This is a genomic window from Sellimonas intestinalis, assembly GCF_001280875.1.
In the GTDB taxonomy this organism is placed as follows: domain Bacteria; phylum Bacillota; class Clostridia; order Lachnospirales; family Lachnospiraceae; genus Sellimonas; species Sellimonas intestinalis.
Genome location: NZ_LGAJ01000004.1, coordinates 14,455 through 31,071, shown reverse-complemented (window position 1 = coordinate 31,071; position 16,617 = coordinate 14,455). Strand labels below are relative to the sequence as shown.

15 protein-coding genes are annotated in these 16,617 nt (G+C 47.3%); 2 read left to right on the top strand and 13 right to left on the bottom strand.

The features are described from left to right. Positions 1-16: 16 nt before the first annotated feature. From AOA56_RS05180 to AOA56_RS05170, 3 genes are all read right to left on the bottom strand, one after another. Positions 17-436, bottom strand: a complete 420-nt coding sequence (locus AOA56_RS05180) for a hypothetical protein (protein ID WP_024732188.1) — start codon at positions 434-436, stop codon at positions 17-19. After that, positions 423-653, bottom strand: coding sequence for a helix-turn-helix transcriptional regulator (locus tag AOA56_RS05175; RefSeq protein ID WP_024732187.1), 231 nt, complete (start codon positions 651-653; stop codon positions 423-425). Before AOA56_RS05175 ends, AOA56_RS05180 begins: the two co-directional genes overlap by 14 nt. Positions 654-964: 311 nt before the next feature. Further along, entirely contained in the window at positions 965-2,134 is a 1,170-nt protein-coding gene (locus AOA56_RS05170; RefSeq protein ID WP_053769112.1) for an iron-containing alcohol dehydrogenase, read from the bottom strand. Between the two features lie 103 nt (positions 2,135-2,237). On the opposite strand from AOA56_RS05170, the gene AOA56_RS05165 reads away from it, so the two are divergent. After that, positions 2,238-2,678 carry a MerR family transcriptional regulator gene (locus AOA56_RS05165; protein WP_053769111.1) on the top strand — a complete coding sequence of 147 codons (441 nt, stop codon included), beginning with the start codon at positions 2,238-2,240 and terminating at the stop codon, positions 2,676-2,678. An 85-nt stretch (positions 2,679-2,763) separates the two neighbouring features. Here AOA56_RS05165 and AOA56_RS05160 read toward each other — a convergent pair whose 3' ends face one another. Both AOA56_RS05160 and AOA56_RS05155 read right to left on the bottom strand, forming a co-directional pair. Then, positions 2,764-6,561, bottom strand: a complete 3,798-nt coding sequence (locus AOA56_RS05160; protein ID WP_053769110.1) for a phosphoribosylformylglycinamidine synthase — start codon at positions 6,559-6,561, stop codon at positions 2,764-2,766. 93 nt (positions 6,562-6,654) lie between these two features. Then, positions 6,655-7,452 carry a TIGR01906 family membrane protein gene (locus AOA56_RS05155; RefSeq protein ID WP_242843436.1) on the bottom strand — a complete coding sequence of 266 codons (798 nt, stop codon included), beginning with the start codon at positions 7,450-7,452 and terminating at the stop codon, positions 6,655-6,657. 59 nt (positions 7,453-7,511) lie between these two features. On the opposite strand from AOA56_RS05155, the gene AOA56_RS05150 reads away from it, so the two are divergent. Beyond that, positions 7,512-8,384 (top strand): LysR family transcriptional regulator, encoded by an 873-nt coding sequence (locus AOA56_RS05150; RefSeq protein WP_024732182.1) that lies wholly within the window; start codon positions 7,512-7,514, stop codon positions 8,382-8,384. 44 nt (positions 8,385-8,428) lie between these two features. Here the strand turns inward: AOA56_RS05150 and AOA56_RS05145 are convergent, their stop codons facing one another. The 8 genes from AOA56_RS05145 to AOA56_RS05110 form a co-directional block, all read right to left on the bottom strand. Next, positions 8,429-10,834, bottom strand: coding sequence for an ATP-dependent DNA helicase (locus tag AOA56_RS05145; protein WP_053769109.1), 2,406 nt, complete (start codon positions 10,832-10,834; stop codon positions 8,429-8,431). A 230-nt stretch (positions 10,835-11,064) separates the two neighbouring features. Next, complete coding sequence (locus AOA56_RS05140; protein WP_024732180.1) at positions 11,065-11,292, bottom strand: HPr family phosphocarrier protein; 228 nt, start codon at positions 11,290-11,292, stop codon at positions 11,065-11,067. Positions 11,293-11,450: 158 nt separating this feature from the next. Further along, positions 11,451-12,215 (bottom strand): TIGR03915 family putative DNA repair protein, encoded by a 765-nt coding sequence (locus AOA56_RS05135; RefSeq protein ID WP_024732179.1) that lies wholly within the window; start codon positions 12,213-12,215, stop codon positions 11,451-11,453. Beyond that, complete coding sequence (locus AOA56_RS05130) at positions 12,212-13,531, bottom strand: putative DNA modification/repair radical SAM protein (protein ID WP_048621536.1); 1,320 nt, start codon at positions 13,529-13,531, stop codon at positions 12,212-12,214. Before AOA56_RS05130 ends, AOA56_RS05135 begins: the two co-directional genes overlap by 4 nt. Before the next feature lie 116 nt (positions 13,532-13,647). Beyond that, positions 13,648-14,103, bottom strand: a complete 456-nt coding sequence (locus AOA56_RS05125) for a GAF domain-containing protein (RefSeq protein WP_024732177.1) — start codon at positions 14,101-14,103, stop codon at positions 13,648-13,650. Further along, positions 14,100-14,942, bottom strand: a complete 843-nt coding sequence (locus tag AOA56_RS05120; RefSeq protein ID WP_048621535.1) for an Mrp/NBP35 family ATP-binding protein — start codon at positions 14,940-14,942, stop codon at positions 14,100-14,102. Before AOA56_RS05120 ends, AOA56_RS05125 begins: the two co-directional genes overlap by 4 nt. A gap of 11 nt (positions 14,943-14,953) precedes the next feature. Continuing rightward, a complete protein-coding gene (locus tag AOA56_RS05115) occupies positions 14,954-15,331 on the bottom strand; it encodes a RidA family protein (RefSeq protein WP_053769108.1) in 378 nt (125 codons plus the stop codon). An 84-nt stretch (positions 15,332-15,415) separates the two neighbouring features. Next, on the bottom strand, positions 15,416-16,594 hold the full coding sequence (locus tag AOA56_RS05110; protein WP_053769107.1) for an iron-containing alcohol dehydrogenase: 1,179 nt from the start codon (positions 16,592-16,594) through the stop codon (positions 15,416-15,418). Positions 16,595-16,617: the final 23 nt, after the last annotated feature.

Here is a 16,617-nt window from a genome sequence, read left to right as displayed (position 1 = left end):
GAATGGGCTTCTTGCTTTAACACTTCTTCTCGTAATAAAAAGCTAAGATAAAAGAAGAAAGAAACCAGATACACAATAGAAGAAGCAATGGCAGTAACGCGATAACTATGTTTATATTTCTTGTTACTCCATACGCCAGCATACCTGCGACAACAGATATGTAGATTACCACAATCAATATTTTATAACGCATATTGTTAATGCGCAGGCTGATAAGTCTATTTCTCTCGTCATTTTCTTCTATAATATCTTCTGCCGTATCTGATTTTGAAAGACTTCTCGAAATATTCACAATACCAAGAGTAAAAACGATCACATTGACTACAATAAATTTTATATCTATTGTTCGGGTTATAAACATGGTTACAAATGCAACAATAGATAATATGAATTCTCCAATTCCAATAAAAAATTTCCTTTTATTATAGATTCTCATAATTCTTATCCTCTATCTCCTTATTTTCTTTTAAGCAGCATAAATCTTCAACAGTTGTATGAAATACCTGTGCCATACGGTAAGCAAGCATTAGCGATGGGCTGTACTGTCCTTTTTCGATTGATATAATTGTCCGGCTTGAAACATGAACGAAATCCGCTAACTGCTGTTGCGTAATTCCCATTGCATTTCGTAATTCTCTTATCCGTGTTTTCATATCCCACATCCCTTCTTGCATGAAGCAAACTTCACATGAAGTTTATTTCATGTTATATGATAAACAGCAGAATGTCAAGTGCCCTTCCAAATATTAAGACTTCTCACATAAAAAAGAATCCTGTTTGACAGGATTCTACGCCTGCGGCGGCCGCTTCAGCGGCAGCTCCCACTCCACCGCAGTGCGATCCACGCGGAGCATTTCTTATTTCATAGGAACGCAGTCTCCTATGAAATAAGAAAAACGGTTCGTCTCTGAAGACCAACCGTTTAAACTGTGAATATGAAATTGCAATGTCCGCATCTCCTCCCTTACATAGACTGCATCAGCACTTTCCTGACATCCTCTTTGGAAAGTACTTTATAGCCGCCCTCCATAATCAGTGTACCATTGACAATATCATCGATCATTTCCATTGTCACTCCTATTTCAGAAAGTTTCATAGCAAGACCAAGCTCTTCCATCCACGCTTCCATAGCAGACAAACCTTCCTTGGCAAGCTCTTCCTCATTTTTCCCGTCAGGAGAAATATCCCAGACATTCACGGCAAAACGGGCAAATTTCCGTATGCCGTATGGCATAATCATTTTATAATATGGCAAAGAAACCGCTGATAATGTCATACCGTGTGTAGCGTTACTGCACGCCCCCACCGACTGTCCAATCATATGCACCATCCAATCGGTGCTTTTCCCTCTTGACACCAACGTGTTCAACGCCCAGGTAGCCGACCACATAAGATTACTTCTCGCTTCATAATCATTCTTGTCTTTGATTGCAATACGGCTGGAATGAATCACGCTTTTCATTAAGCCTTCACTGATATAATCGCTCGTATTGTCGTCCTCACCGGAAAAATACTGCTCGCAAATATGATTAAATATATCATAAATGCCTGCAATCATCTGATTTTTCGGAAGACTCATAGTGTATCTGGGATTTAAAATGGAAAATTTCGGCATAATCCTTTCATCCGTAAACACATGACCGATTTTCAGTTTCTTTTCGGGATATGTGATCACTGCGCCTGTATTCATTTCCGATCCCGTGCCAACCATAGTAAGCACAACGCCCACAGGAACTATTTCACAGACCGGCTCTTCAAATCGGGCATAATATTTCTCCCACGGATCTTCTTCACAGTGAATGGAGACAGACAGGGCTTTTGCATAGTCCACTACGGAGCCCCCACCCACAGCAAGGATAAAGTCGACCTTATGTGTTCTTGCAATTTCAACTCCTTCATAAAGCTTGTGAACAGTTGGATTCGGCATAACACCTGCTATCTCTGACACCGTTTTACCCGCGGATTTTAGAATATCCATGATTTCATCATAAATTCCGTTTTTTTTAATTGAGCCGCTTCCGTAAACAAGAGCGACATTATTTCCGTATTTGGCCAGTTCAACAATTAAATTCTCAAGAGCGTCCTCGCCAAAATATAGTTTTGTAGGGTTACAGTACGAAAAATTTCCTAACATAAATATCCTCCTTGACTTTTGATTGATTTCAGCATAACATTAAACTTGAGTTTATAGTCAATGTTTTTTGAGAAATTTTTCAAAATTTAAGGAGCAAGATCATATGGGAAAAAACAAATACACCATAAAGGACGCAGCCCGGATCATGGGCGTCCCGACAAGTACTATCCGCTATTACGACAAAGAGGGTTTACTGCCATTTGTAGAACGACTGGCATCAGGATATCGGATTTTTACCGAAAAAGATATTGCTACGCTTCGTATCATAGATTGTCTGAAAAAAACCGGTATGTCTATCAAAGAGATACGTCAGTTCAGCAGTTGGCTGGAACAAGGAGACTCCTCCTTACAGCAGAGATATGACATGTTTTTGGAACGCAGACGAGTTGTAAAACAACAGATGGCAGAATTACAGAAAATTTTAGATACTGTCAACTATAAATGCTGGTATTACGAAACGGCAATCGCCGCCGGAACAGAAAAAATCCACCAATCCAAAGCCCAGCCGAATCTCGATCATTCCTGTTTAGGAAAAAGCAAATGAAAGAACCGATGATACGCTCTCTTCTCTAAATAAAGGAGACAGATCCTGTTTTTGGAATCTGTCTCCTTTTTATTCAATCACTTATTTATTCGAAGTAAGCAACGCCGGATTCAAAAATTTTCAGATCCTGTTCTCCGTAAATATTGATCGCTACGCCGTCGCTTCTACGCTCGGAGTGCGCCATCTTTCCGAGTACTCGCCCGTCCGGGCTTGTGATACCCTCGATTGCGCAGTAGGAGCCGTTGACGTTCCACTCTTCTTCCATTGTCACGTTGCCGTCCAGGTCACAGTACTGTGTCGCCACCTGTCCGTTTGCGAAAAGTTTTGTAAGCCACTCTTCATTTGCCACAAAGCGTCCTTCTCCGTGAGAAGCCGGGTTCGTGTAAACACCGCCAAGCTCTGCCAGTTGAAGCCATGGGGACTTGTTCGACACTACTTTTGTGTAGACCATCTTGGAAATATGACGTCCGATCGTATTATACGTCAATGTCGGGGCATCCTTTGTCTGTCCCACGATATTTCCGTGCGGAACCAATCCAAGCTTAATCAGTGTCTGGAATCCGTTACAGATACCGAGCGCCAGTCCGTCCCTCTCTTCCAGAAGCTTTTCTACCGCCTCTTTCATCTTTTCATTCTGGAACGCTGTCGCAAAGAATTTCGCGGAGCCGTCCGGCTCATCCCCTGCGGAAAATCCGCCCGGGAACATAATAATCTGCGACTGCCCGATGGCCTTTTCAAACTCTGCAACCGAGTCGCGAATATCCGCTGCATCCAGATTACGAAATACTTTTGTGATTACCTTTGCCCCCGCACGCTCAAATGCTCTGGCGCTGTCGTACTCACAGTTCGTACCCGGAAATACCGGAATGAATACAGTCGGCTGGGCAATCTTGTGCCCGCAGATATACACATTCTTCGTGTTATAGCATCCGTCTTCTGTAATGACCGCATCTTCATCTTCCGGTGCAATTCCGGTAAGAACCGGAGCCGTCTCCTCACCTGATATGGTCGCAAATACATTTTCCAGCGGCGCTTTCCATACTGACTCGGCTTCTTTGAGTGTCACCTTTGTATTTCCATAAGAGAAGATACCATCGTCTGTTACTTCGCCAATCACGGTATACGTAACGGCAAGTTTTCCTACTTTGTCCGCCGGTACTTCCGCAATCAGATCTCCGAATCCAGGCGCAAAAAACTCTCTTGGATCGAGATTGTGCTCGATCTTCACACCCATGCCATTCCCAAAAGCCATCTTGCTGACTGCCGCCGCCATTCCATGGCGATCCAAAGCGTAGGCGGAAACAATATTGCCATTCTGAATGTCCTCGTGGAACTTTCCATACTGATCCATCACCTGAGCATATACCGGCAGACTGTAGGAGTCCTTCTCAATCCGAAGCCATACAAGCTTATTACCCGCTGTTTTCAGTTCCGGTGTAATCATATCCCCGGTTTTCGCAATATCAACTGCAAAAGAAACAAGGGTCGGCGGTACATCGATATCCTGGAACGTACCGGACATACTGTCCTTTCCTCCGATAGATGGTAAGCCATATCCGATCTGTGCGCTGTAAGCGCCAAGCAGAGCCGCAAACGGCTGACTCCATCTCTTCGGATCTTCCGTCATTCTGCGGAAGTATTCCTGGAATGTGAAGCGAATCTTCTGATAGTCTCCGCCGGCCGCCACGATCTTTGCGATGGACTCTGTCACAGCATAGATTGCCCCGTGGTACGGACTCCAACTGGAAAGATAAGGATCAAACCCAAAGCTCATCATGGAAACCGTATCGCATTTGCCTGTCAGTACCGGAAGTTTCGCCACCATGGCCTGCGTCTCGGTAAGCTGATATTTTCCACCATGCGGCATAAATACAGATCCCGCTCCAATAGAGCCGTCGAACATTTCCACCAGACCTTTCTGGGAACATACATTCAGATCTTTTAAAGTTGAAAGCCATGCCGCCCTGACGTCCGGCACATCCTTTCTCTCTGTGAGGATATTGCCCTCTTCAGACGGAATCTCTACGAAAACTTCTGTTTCCTGATGGGCTCCATTCGTGTCCAGGAACGCACGGGAAATATTGACAATCTCTTTTCCTCTCCAGGAAAGCACCAGACGCGGCTCCTCGGTTACAACAGCTACTTCTACTGCCTCCAGGTTTTCCTCTTTTGCATAATCCAAAAACTGTTTTACGTCCTTCGGATCTACGACAACTGCCATACGCTCCTGAGACTCGGAGATAGCGATCTCTGTTCCGTCAAGTCCGGCATATTTCTTCGGTACTTTGTCAAGATCCACTCTCAGACCATCCGCAAGCTCTCCGATCGCTACGGAAACACCGCCCGCTCCGAAGTCATTACATTTCTTAATGAGCCGGCTGACTTCTTCTCTGCGGAACATTCTCTGGATCTTACGCTCAGTCGGAGCATTTCCTTTCTGCACCTCTGCGCCGCACGTCTCGATGGACTCTTCGGTGTGTACCTTAGAGGAACCGGTCGCTCCGCCGCATCCGTCCCTTCCGGTCCGTCCGCCAAGCAAGATAATGATATCACCCGGATCGGACGTCTCACGGATGACTGCACGTCTCGGAGCGGCGCCTAAGACAGCCCCGATCTCCATACGCTTTGCCACATAGTCGGGATGATAGATTTCCTTTACCATTCCCGTAGCAAGTCCGATCTGGTTGCCATAGGAACTGTATCCGTGTGCGGCCTCTCTAACAAGCTTCTTCTGAGGAAGCTTTCCTTTCAGTGTATCTTTCACGGACACGGTCGGATCCGCGGCACCTGTCACACGCATCGCCTGGTATACATAAGTACGTCCTGAGAGTGGATCGCGGATGGCCCCGCCAAGGCAGGTTGCCGCACCACCGAACGGCTCTATTTCCGTCGGATGGTTGTGTGTCTCATTCTTAAAGTTTACAAGCCACTCCTCTTCTTTTCCGTCTACCTCGATCGGAACAACGATACTACATGCGTTGATCTCGTCAGACTCTTCCTGATCCGCAAGCTTTCCTTCCTTTTTCAGTTTCCGCATCGCCATCAGCGCCAGATCCATCAGGCAGACAAACTTATCCTCACGCCCTTTGAAAATCTCGCTGTGTGTCTGTAAATATTCCCGGTACGTCTTTTCGATAGGTTCTCTGTACATACCCTCGCCAAACGTAATCTTCGTAAGCTCGGTGGAGAATGTCGTATGACGGCAGTGGTCAGACCAGTAAGTATCCAGCACTCGGATCTCTGTCATAGACGGATCCCGTTTCTCCTCCCCTTGAAAGTACTTCTGAATATGAAGGAAATCCTTGAATGTCATGGCAAGTCCCAGCGAATTGTAGAGCTCTTTTAAGCGTCCCTCTTCCATATACTGGAAACCGTCAAAAATCCGAACGTCCTTTGGCTCATCAAACTGTGTCACCAGTGTCTCCGGCTTGTCCATGCCTGTTTCTCTTGAATCTACCGGATTGATACAGTGGGCTTTCACCGCCTCAAATTCCTCATCGGTCATCTCTCCCTCAATCACATATGTGGTTGCTGTCCGAATAACCGGCTCTTCGTCCTCCCGGATGAACTGCACACACTGTACAGCGGAGTCTGCTCTCTGGTCGAACTGCCCTGGCAAATACTCTATCGAAAACGCCCGCTCATTCTCCTTCATCGGAAACATCTCTTTATATAAGGTGTCTACCGGAGGCTCCGCAAACACACCATTACACGCCCGTTCAAACGTCTCGTCTGACAGATTTTCAATATCATAGCGGATCAGCACACGGACATTCGTTACCCCGCGAATTCCCAGGTAGCTCTTGATCTCGTGCTGTAATGCTTTTGCCTGTACGGCAAACGCCTGTTTTTTTTCCGCGTATACACGTTTTACACCACTCATGTAGTTCCTCCATTCTTCTTTCAAAAAAGATTATTCGATTCTGTATCTAGTGTACCATACTTTTCTTGATAAGTATAATTAATATAGTTAAATTTATTTATAAGCTGTTCTAATTCCCTTTCTTTTTCTCCAAATCCTTATTCCCAGACAAAGGATCTCGAAGAAAAGAAGAAACGCCACGAAGAATCCTCCGATCCGCAGTGTGATGTCGAAAAAAAATCCTTCTGTCAACATTCGGATCATATAGTCTGAAGCAGGGTCAAACATCCATAAATCATTGTCAAAAAAGAGCTCGTGAAAGATCACGAAACACCTGTCAAAATTCACCGCAATGGCAATCCCAAGCACCGCCACCAGCCCGAGAAAAACGCAGACTGTAATCTCATACGCTTTCGGCAGAATCCGCTTCCAATCCGCTTTCAAAAAAAATAAAATCGCCACCGATATGACCAGAACAACAACGGCAATTTTCCTAAGGGCAAATCCTGCCAGGAACAGATCCCGAACCTCTCCCATATGAAAGCGGTCCTGTTCATTAAAGAAGTCCTGACGCTCTCCACCAATGATGGTCATCACAGAAAGCTCCTCCCGGTCTCCCTTTAAGTACGCCATCATCTTCTTTGTGACATCCATAATATCATCCATCTCCATGGGAAGAGTATTCTGAATCTCATACTTTTCATACTCTTTCTCATAAAAGCCAAAGTCCCCATATGCTGCCATCTCAAATGCACTCAAAAGCAGAATCAAGATCAATGACACTGCTGCTGCCGCTGCCAGGAAACCGTGGAATATTCTCGTTTTTTTCATCATTACCGCCTGTCCTTTCCGTCTGTCTTCCTTTTCTATTATACGTTCTCCTGGCTCCTCGTTCCAGTAAAACTTTTTCACCTTGTTTTTTTCTCTTTCTTTCCTTATAATAAAGATAGAATTTATAAGGAGGACTTATGATGGATATTAACTATGAATTATATAAAGTCTTTTACTATGTGGCTTCGAGCTTAAGTTTCTCCGAGGCCTCCAAACAGCTTTATATTTCCCAGTCTGCCGTCAGCCAGTCCATCAAGGCACTGGAGAAAAAACTGGATCAGGTTCTTTTTATCCGCAGCACGAAGAAAGTCCAACTCACTCCTGAGGGCGAGATTTTACTGCGCCATGTGGAACCTGCCATGAATCTGATTAAACGTGGGGAGAATCAGCTCTTAGAGTCCAACTCCATCGGCGGTCAAATACGGATCGGAGCCAGTGATACCATCTGCCGTTACTTCCTTGTGCCTTATCTGGAACGCTTTCACAGGAGTTTTCCGGCCTCTCACATTAAGGTCACGAACCAGACATCCATCAAGTGCGTGGATCTCCTGGAAAACGGTCAGGTGGATTTGATCTTCATCAATTATCCAAACAACTACATCAACCAGCTTTCTACTGTGAAGAAGATCAAGACGTTCCAGGATGTCTTTGTGGCCAACGATTCTTTCTCTCATCTGAAAGGACAAAAGCTCTCTTACCAAGAGCTTTTGAAACAACCGATTCTTATGCTGGACCGTAAAAGCACAACGAGTGAATTCCTCCATACTCTCTTTCAGCAGCACCAACTCGATCTGGTGCCGGAAATTGAGCTGAGCAGCAATGACCTTCTGATTGACCTGGCAAAAATCGGCCTTGGCATCGCGTTCATCCCGGATTACTGCCTAAGCAGAGATTCCGAAGGCCTTTTCATTGTGGAGACAAAAGAAGAGCTGCCAAAGCGACAGCTCCTGATCGCCTATAATGACCGGATCCCCATGTCCCGTTCCGTTCAGGCATTTCTGGACTACTTTTGATCCTCTCCGGATGCCATTCTCACTGATGAAAACACACCTGGATATTAGTCTGATACGGGTGGCTGCGTTCTGGTTCCCTCCCAGAATGCAGCCACTTCTTTCGCTGTCTGAGAAAGCCGAATCCTCCTCACCTGGCTCCACTCCCTTGGGAACACTGCCCGGTACTGGCTCATCTGAAAACGGTCGTCCAGCAAAAAGATCATCCCCTGATCCGTATCGGTCCTGATCACCCGGCCGGCTGCCTGGAGCACCTTATTCATCCCCGGATACAGATAGGCATAATCGAACCCGCTCATTCCCTTTTCATCGAAATACTGCTTTAACAGCTCCCGTTCCAGACAAACCTGTGGAAGTCCCGTTCCTATAACCCATGCACCGATCAGTTTTTCGTCAGTCAAATCAATCCCTTCCGAGAAAATCCCTCCCATCACACAAAATCCGAGCAGGGTCCCCTCCCGCTCTTCCTCGAAATAGTTGAGAAACTCTTCCCGCTCTTCTTCTGTCATCCCCGGATCCTGGACGAGACAGAAGAGATCCTCTTCCGGCTTTCTCATTTCCTGAAATGCATCGTAGACGTCGTTTAAGAAACGATAGGATGGAAAAAACGCCAGATAATTCCCCGGCTTTTCCCGTACCGTCTCCAGCAAATACCCGGCGTATTTCCGGTACATCTCATCACTCCGCCTCGTATAACGGGTCGTCACGTCCGTCCCAATCATTACCCGCCGATTTTCCTCTGGAAATGGTGTGTGGGCGTAGACAGCATAATCATCCGTCTGAGTGCTCAGAAGCTTCTTATAATACTGTATGGGCAGGAGTGTCGCCGAAAAAAAGACAGTGCATACCCCATAATTCAGATATTCGCTGAGATTGACCGCCGGATTGACACAGAACAGCCGGACATAAAACCCCCCATCCTCTGTAAGCTCCGTGTAGATCATATAATTCTCATCCAGCTTTTCATGGATGGATAGAAAATCCCGGATCTCAAAATACAAATCCAGCACCTGCTCCCTGATTTCTTCCTTCCGGCACTCCTCCAAAAACCGCTCCACCTCACTCATCACATTCATTAGCCGGATCACCAGATGGGAAACGCTCGAATAGAGCGCATGCCCCGGACACTCCCGCTTCAGTATCAAAAGCTGCTCATTACAACCCGATAATGCTTTTGTCAGTTTCGCATCCTCTGTTTTGACAATCTTGCGGACTTCCAGGATATGCTCCTTACAAAGAGACGCACTGTACATGGAACGTCCTCTCTCCACAAGATTGTGGGCTTCATCAATCAGAAACAGATATTCCTTCTTCGCCCCCTCCCCGAAAAACCGCTTCAGATGGGCGTTAGGATCGAAGACGTAGTTATAATCGCAGATCACCGCATCCATCCAAACCGAGAGATCCAGCGCCATCTCAAAAGGACAGACCGTATGCTTTCTGGCATATGCCTCGATCTGATCCCGGCTCATATCATCAACATGGGTGAGCATGTCAAAGACCGCATCGTTGACCCGGTCAAAATGCCCCTTGGCGTAGATGCAGGCATCCGGATTACACTCGGTCTTCTCACAGAAACAGATCTTTTCCTTCGCTGTCAGAGTAATGACCTTGTAGGAGAGCCCTTGCTCTTTCAAGGTAAGAAAAGCCTTCTCCGCCACTGTCCTTGTAATTGTCTTTGCAGTCAGGTAGAAGATCTGATTGGCAAGTCCCTCCCCGACAGCTTTCACCGCGGGAAACACAGAAGCAATGGTCTTCCCTACTCCTGTCGGCGCCTGGATAAAGAGCTTTTTCTTTCTCAAAATGGAACGGTAAACTGACACCACCAGATCTTTCTGCCCTTCCCGATAAGGAAATGGAAACTCCACCCGGCGAATGGAGGCGTTGCGCTTCTTCCTCCATTCGATCTGGAACAGCGCCCACTTCTCATACTGATGAACAAGGTTCAAGAACCATTTCTCCAGCTCTGTACAGCCATACGTCTGGTAAAACCGCTTCACTTCCTCTGTCTCCATCTGACAGTAAGTCATCTGTACCCCGATCTCATCAAGATTCCTTTTCTTTGCATAAATACATGCATAACACTTGGCCTGAGCCAAATGTACCATCTTAGGTTCTTTGACCATTTCCAGATCCATCAGGACGCCCTTGATCTCATCGATCGCAATCCTGTCTTTCTCCTCGATAATCCCGTCAGCCCGCCCCTCCACGACAATCTTCAATTTCTCACAGGGCACCATCATCTGCAAAGGCACTTCCGCATGATATCCGCTTCCCATCTGCCTTTGAATCTTTCGGTGAATCCGCCCGCCAAGCAGCATAGCCTCCCGATCCGCGGTTCCACCCTGTCGGTTGTCCAGATCCCCCTCTCTTAATATAAATTCTACAAGGTTTCGGACCGAAATCCGGACAACTTCTTCCTGTATTTCTTGTACTTCTTTTTTTTCTTCCATTACCGGCTCCGCCTTTTTTCTTATCTTTTTCTATTTTATCATGGCTCGTCAACTCTCATTATACCATCTCAACTGCGGTTCGATGGAGTTACTCGTCAATTGCGGTTTTGTGCAAGCACAACCCGCACTTTCCTCGTTATTATACCATCTTTCAGAAAAAAAGAAGCCCCTTCTCTCCGTCCAGCGAAGAGAAAGAGCCTCTCTTTTCGTATACCCTACTGCCCGATCGCTTAAGCGACGCAGAATTTATTCAATGTTGCTTCAAAATGCGGGTCGATTCCTGCATACTGCACAGTCAGAGTTCTGTTCAGATCAAGACTGAATACTCCTAAAATCGATTTGGCGTCCACGGTGAATCGATTGTAAAACACATCGATATCAAAATCGCATTTCTCTGCGGATGTAACAAACTCGTGGACATCGGCAGGGGTTAATCTGATTTTACGCTTATGCTCCATTGATTTCACTCCCTTCTGTGTTCTCAAGTATTATGCCATCATCCTTTTTGAAAATCAATCTGTAAAAATACCGATATTTTCCTTCATTTTCCACTTTCTTTGTCGAAAACGCTCAAGATTCTCTCCTCTTTTTCATTGCTCCTATGGCTCTTTTCTTCTTAATGAAACTCCGGCATATCTCCCCGGTAACGCAACGGCAGATGTGTCTGCTGGAGCTTGAGATTCTTCCGCTCCTCGATCGTCACGCGCTTTTTAAATCTCTTCCATAGTCTCTGCCATTCTTCCTCTTCACCGGAATACGCCTTTGGTATTTCCCACTTTCTTTCCTCGTCCTTGACAATCAGCCACTGCTTCTGTCTCGGATGAATGAGAACCGAGGAATGGGGCTCATCGTAAACAACGTAATCCTCCAACGGAAACCGATCCGCAAAATGGCCTGCAATTCCGGGCAGTACAAAGTTCTTCGGGGTAATGCGGGCATAGAGAATTCCACCCTCCAGCTCCCGGAAACGCAGGAACTCTTTCCATGCATGGATTTCCCGGCCCACCGCCCTGCTAAGCTCAAACACTGTCCGCACTGCCGGATGGGAGAGATGTCCCATGATCCTGTATCCATCAGGAAGCGACCGTGCCTCCATCATCATGCCAAGAATAGCAGTCCCTTTCCCCGGATCTCCAGAGAGGAGGGCGTATCCGATGTCCAGATACGCCTCCTCACCCAGATGTCCCCGGATCAGCTTTCTGACAGCTCTTGCCTTCTCTTCACTCTCTTTCACCTCGCAGTACTCGCAGAACATCTCCTGCTGCATGTTCCCCCAAAATACGATCCCTGCCTCCTGATCGCTTCTGTCATATTTCCAGGCATCATAAATGGCGGAAAGAATCCCTGTCGTCGTATCGGTACAAATATATCTACGCTTCATCGGATCATCCATTCCTCCTTCCCATCGTCGAAAAAAGACATCTGCCTGTAACTGATCTCCTTCATCCCCCTTGGCAGGTTCTCTCTGGGGTCCAGCAGATTTCTCAGGATATAATCCTCCTCCATGCGCGTCGGATACATCATCTTCCCCTTGCATGTCACAAAGTAAAGAGCACGCTTTAATACGACTCCCATCTTTTTCAGATCCGGGAAATCCAGAGATCCCATCTTTCTCGCCCGTACAATGCGTCTGGCCGAAGTATATCCGATCCCAGGCACCCTGAGCAGTGTCCGGTAGTCTGCCCGGTTTACTTCCACCGGAAAATACTCCAGATGCCCCAGCGCCCAATCGCACTTCGGATCCAAAACAAGATTGAAATTCGGCCGCTTTTCCGACAAAAGCTCAGAAGCCGAGAAGTGATAATAACGCAAAAGCCAGTCCGCCTGGTACAGTCTATGCTCCCTCAGAAGCGGAGGTCCTGCATCTGTCCTGGATGGGAGGGCGGAGTCCTCATTGACATGGACGAATGCCGAGTAGAAGACCCTCTTCAACTCAAACTTCTGATACAGCGACTCCGCCACCCGCATGATCTGATAATCACTTTCCGGCGTCGCCCCAATAATCATCTGGGTGCTCTGCCCCGCCGGGACAAATCTTGGAGCATGGCGATAGAGCGCGAGCTCCTGGCTGTTCTCTTCTCTCTTCTTCTGGACATAACGCATGGGAGCCAGAATATTCTTTCGGCTCTTGTGCGGTGCCAGCCGATGAAGACTCTCTGCTGTAGGAAGTTCCACATTGACACTCATCCTGTCTGCCAGAAATCCAGTCATTCGGATCAGATCCTGGGAGGCTCCGGGAATCGCCTTCACATGAATATATCCCTGAAACCGATATTCCCTCCGAAGCCGCAGCAGCGTCTCATAGATCAGGCGCATCGTGTAATCCGGGCTCTTCCAGACACCGGAACTTAAGAACAGCCCCTCGATATAATTCCTCCGGTAGAACTCGATCACCAGACGGCAGATCTCATCCGGAGTAAAGGACGTCCTCTCCACATCATTGGACGCACGGTTGATACAGTACTTGCAGTCAAAAATACACTCATTGGTAAAGAGAATCTTCAACAAGGAAACGCACCTGCCGTCAGGAGTGAAACTGTGGCAGATCCCGGCCTGCTCGCAGTTGCCGATCCCTGTCCCGTCTCCGCTTCGCTTTATGCCGCTGGACGTACAGGCTACATCATACTTGGCCGCGTCGGAAAGAATACTCAGCTTCTCATATAATGTCTTTTCTTTCTGAATCCGAAAGGTCTCCATCTCTTCTCCTCTTTTCTTTCAGAACATATGTTCTTTTTCTTATCATAGCACACATGTTCGATTTGTGCAAGTAAAAAACTCTGTGCAGAGGATCTTTCCCTCCACACAGAGTTATATTATTTCCATATACAGTTTCTCTCCAGCACTTTGACAATTTCGCGTAATCCATCCTCATCCTCCTGAGAAAACCTTCCCGTCAGAGGACTGTCGATATCCAAAACAGCAATGACACTTCCATCGCTGTGAACCGGAAGCACAATTTCTGACCTGGAGGCACTGTCACATGCGATGTGCCCTTCAAATTCGTGTACGTCATATACTCTGAGTATCTGATCTTTCTGCGCTGCGTTTCCGCACACCCCCTGACCCAAAGGGATCCGGATACAGGCCGGTTTTCCCTGGAACGGGCCAAGATAGAGGGTATCTCTTTCCATCAGATAAAATCCGGCCCAGTTAATATCACCAAGCATCTGCCAGATCAGAGCGGATGCATTCGCCAGATTTGGAATCGGGCGGCTCTGCGTCCCGGTCAGCGCATCCATCTGTTCTTTCAAAAGTGAATAATCCATCATACTTCCAATACCTTTGCCGCATCGTCCAGGTATACATTCTTCACCTGGTCAAACGCCTCGCCGTCTACCGCTTCAGTCAGCTTCGGGTCGATCGGGATCCGCCCAAGCACCGGAATATCCAGCTCCTTTGCGATCTCCCCGATGCGACTCTTTCCAAAGACTTCGATCTTTCTGCCACAGTCCGGACACTTAAGGTAACTGAAATTCTCCACGATACCAAGCACCGGGATATCCATATCTTTCGCCATATGGTAGGCTTTCTTTACAATCATGCTGACAAGATCCTGCGGGGACGTCACGATCACAACACCGTCCACCGGAAGAGACTGAAATACCGTAAGCGGAACATCTCCTGTCCCAGGAGGCATGTCCACAAAAAGATAATCTACATCGCCCCACATAACGTCGGTCCAAAACTGTGTCACTACACCGGCAATAATCGGCCCGCGCCATATGACCGGAGTATCCTCCTTTTCCAGGAGCAGATTCACGGACATAATCTTCGTACCGTCTTTTGCGACACATGGGAGCATCCCCTCTTCATTACCAAGGGCCTGCTCGTGGATGCCGTACATTTTCGGAATGGACGGTCCTGTAATATCCGCATCCAGGATTCCTGCTGTATATCCTTTCTCAATCATCATTCTTGCAAGAGAAGCCGTCACCATGGATTTGCCTACGCCGCCTTTGCCACTGATCACTCCAATGACTTTTCTGACCGCCGAATACGGATTCGCCGGCTTTCTGAAATCCTTCATCTGGCTGGTACATGTGGATGCATGGGAGCATCCGGCACAGCCCTCGGAAGGACATCCTTCCTGTTTCTTTTCTTCTGCCATTTTTGTTGCTCCTATTCCTCTACTGCCGCAATCACTTCGATCTCGCAGAGTACGTTCTTTGGAAGCGCCTTCACTGCCACGCAGCTTCTCGCCGGTTTAGATGTGAAGTATTTTGCGTACACTTCGTTAAACGCGGCAAAATCTCCCATATCACTTAAGAAGCAGGTCGTCTTTACTACATGGTCAAAATCTGTCCCTGCTGCCTTTAATACTTCCCCGACATTCTTACATGCCTGTTCTGCCTGACCCTCGATGGTATCAGCCTCTACCGTATCCGTTGCCGGATTTACCGGAATCTGTCCCGCAGAGTAAAATACGCCTCCGGAAACATATCCCTGAGAATATGGTCCTAATGCTTTTGGTGCCTTTTCTGTTGCTACTACTTTCATGTTTGTCACTCCTCTTATCGATATTTACAGTTATTGACTGCATCTTGTTTTAGTATACCACCTTTGCGCCCGGTTTGGCAATTCCTAGTAATTTGCTTTGCGGAAAATTTCCAGCACGTCTTCCGCAGAGAGTGGGCGGATGAGCGAAAGACGGACGGTATCATTCATGGTAGCGTCAAGAGCCAGTTCTTTCAGTGTCTCATCCTCCAAAACACCGATACCAAGCCCGGAAATGGAAGTCGGCATTCCAATCTCCTCAAAGTAAGCGATCGTACGCTCGATCCCTTCTTTTGCCGCTGATATCTCATCTCTTTCGATGCCCCATACCTGTTTTGCGTAATGCGCGAAACGGGCAATGTCCCGTTCCCAGACATACCATGCCCAGGCTCCCCAGACAGATGCAAGGGTAGCGCCATGGGCGCAATCAAACCGGGCGCTCAGGGCATGTCCCAGCTTGTGAACAGAGAAATCCTTCTCCCGACCCAATCCAGTCAGATTATTATGGGAAAGGCTTCCGCACCACATCAATTCACTCATGGCATCGTAATCATCCGAGCGCTTCATTGCCATCCTTCCGCTGTCAATAACCGTCCGAAGCAGTCCTTCCGCAATTTCGTCTGTCATTCTGTTTTTCTGATCCGGAATGAAATACCGCTCCAGAGTGTGCATCATAATGTCCGCTATCCCACATCCAATCTGGTATTTCGGGAGCGTATAGGTAAGCTCCGGATTCATGATTGCAAAAACAGGTCGGTTCAGCTCTGTCCCCAGACCAAGCTTCTTTCCTATTGCCTCATTGGTCAAAACGGCAGAGTCGCTCGTCTCGCTTCCTGCTGCCGAGATGGTCAATACGGCGCCAACCTTTAATGTTTTGGTAAGAGATTCTTTCTTCGTCCAGATATCCCAAAGCGAAACACCCGGATTCGCAGTCCCGTGAGCGATGGCTTTCGCCGCATCGATAGTGCTTCCGCCGCCCACGGCCAGAATAAAATCTACACCCTCTTCGATCCCTTTCTTTACTCCCATCTCAGCAAAAGAAAGTCTCGGATTGGGTGTCACGCCTCCACACTCTACATAGGAAATCCCCTCCTCCTCAAGGGAGTGTTCCACCCGCTCCAGAAGCCCGGAATGCCTGACGCTGCCTCCTCCATAGACAATCAGCACCTTCTTTCCCCCATGCCGTTTCACCATTTTCCCACATTCCCTCTCGGTATCTTTTCCAAAAATAATCTCTGTCGGCACACAATAGGTAAATTTCTGCATGAATATGTCCTCCTTTATTGTCT

Excerpts from the sequence above, each read along its gene's own strand:
- AOA56_RS05110 (WP_053769107.1), bottom strand. The coding sequence starts at position 16,594 with ATGCAGAAATTTACCTATTGTGTGCCGACAGAGATTATTTTTGGAAAA.
- AOA56_RS05180 (WP_024732188.1), bottom strand. The coding sequence starts at position 436 with ATGAGAATCTATAATAAAAGGAAATTTTTTATTGGAATTGGAGAATTC.
- AOA56_RS05115 (WP_053769108.1), bottom strand. The coding sequence starts at position 15,331 with ATGAAAGTAGTAGCAACAGAAAAGGCACCAAAAGCATTAGGACCATAT.
- AOA56_RS05165 (WP_053769111.1), top strand. The coding sequence starts at position 2,238 with ATGGGAAAAAACAAATACACCATAAAGGACGCAGCCCGGATCATGGGC.
- AOA56_RS05140 (WP_024732180.1), bottom strand. The coding sequence starts at position 11,292 with ATGGAGCATAAGCGTAAAATCAGATTAACCCCTGCCGATGTCCACGAG.
- AOA56_RS05160 (WP_053769110.1), bottom strand. The coding sequence starts at position 6,561 with ATGAGTGGTGTAAAACGTGTATACGCGGAAAAAAAACAGGCGTTTGCC.
- AOA56_RS05175 (WP_024732187.1), bottom strand. The coding sequence starts at position 653 with ATGAAAACACGGATAAGAGAATTACGAAATGCAATGGGAATTACGCAA.
- AOA56_RS05145 (WP_053769109.1), bottom strand. The coding sequence starts at position 10,834 with ATGGAAGAAAAAAAAGAAGTACAAGAAATACAGGAAGAAGTTGTCCGG.
- AOA56_RS05125 (WP_024732177.1), bottom strand. The coding sequence starts at position 14,103 with ATGATGGATTATTCACTTTTGAAAGAACAGATGGATGCGCTGACCGGG.
- AOA56_RS05130 (WP_048621536.1), bottom strand. The coding sequence starts at position 13,531 with ATGGAGACCTTTCGGATTCAGAAAGAAAAGACATTATATGAGAAGCTG.
- AOA56_RS05135 (WP_024732179.1), bottom strand. The coding sequence starts at position 12,215 with ATGAAGCGTAGATATATTTGTACCGATACGACGACAGGGATTCTTTCC.
- AOA56_RS05170 (WP_053769112.1), bottom strand. The coding sequence starts at position 2,134 with ATGTTAGGAAATTTTTCGTACTGTAACCCTACAAAACTATATTTTGGC.
- AOA56_RS05120 (WP_048621535.1), bottom strand. The coding sequence starts at position 14,942 with ATGGCAGAAGAAAAGAAACAGGAAGGATGTCCTTCCGAGGGCTGTGCC.
- AOA56_RS05150 (WP_024732182.1), top strand. The coding sequence starts at position 7,512 with ATGGATATTAACTATGAATTATATAAAGTCTTTTACTATGTGGCTTCG.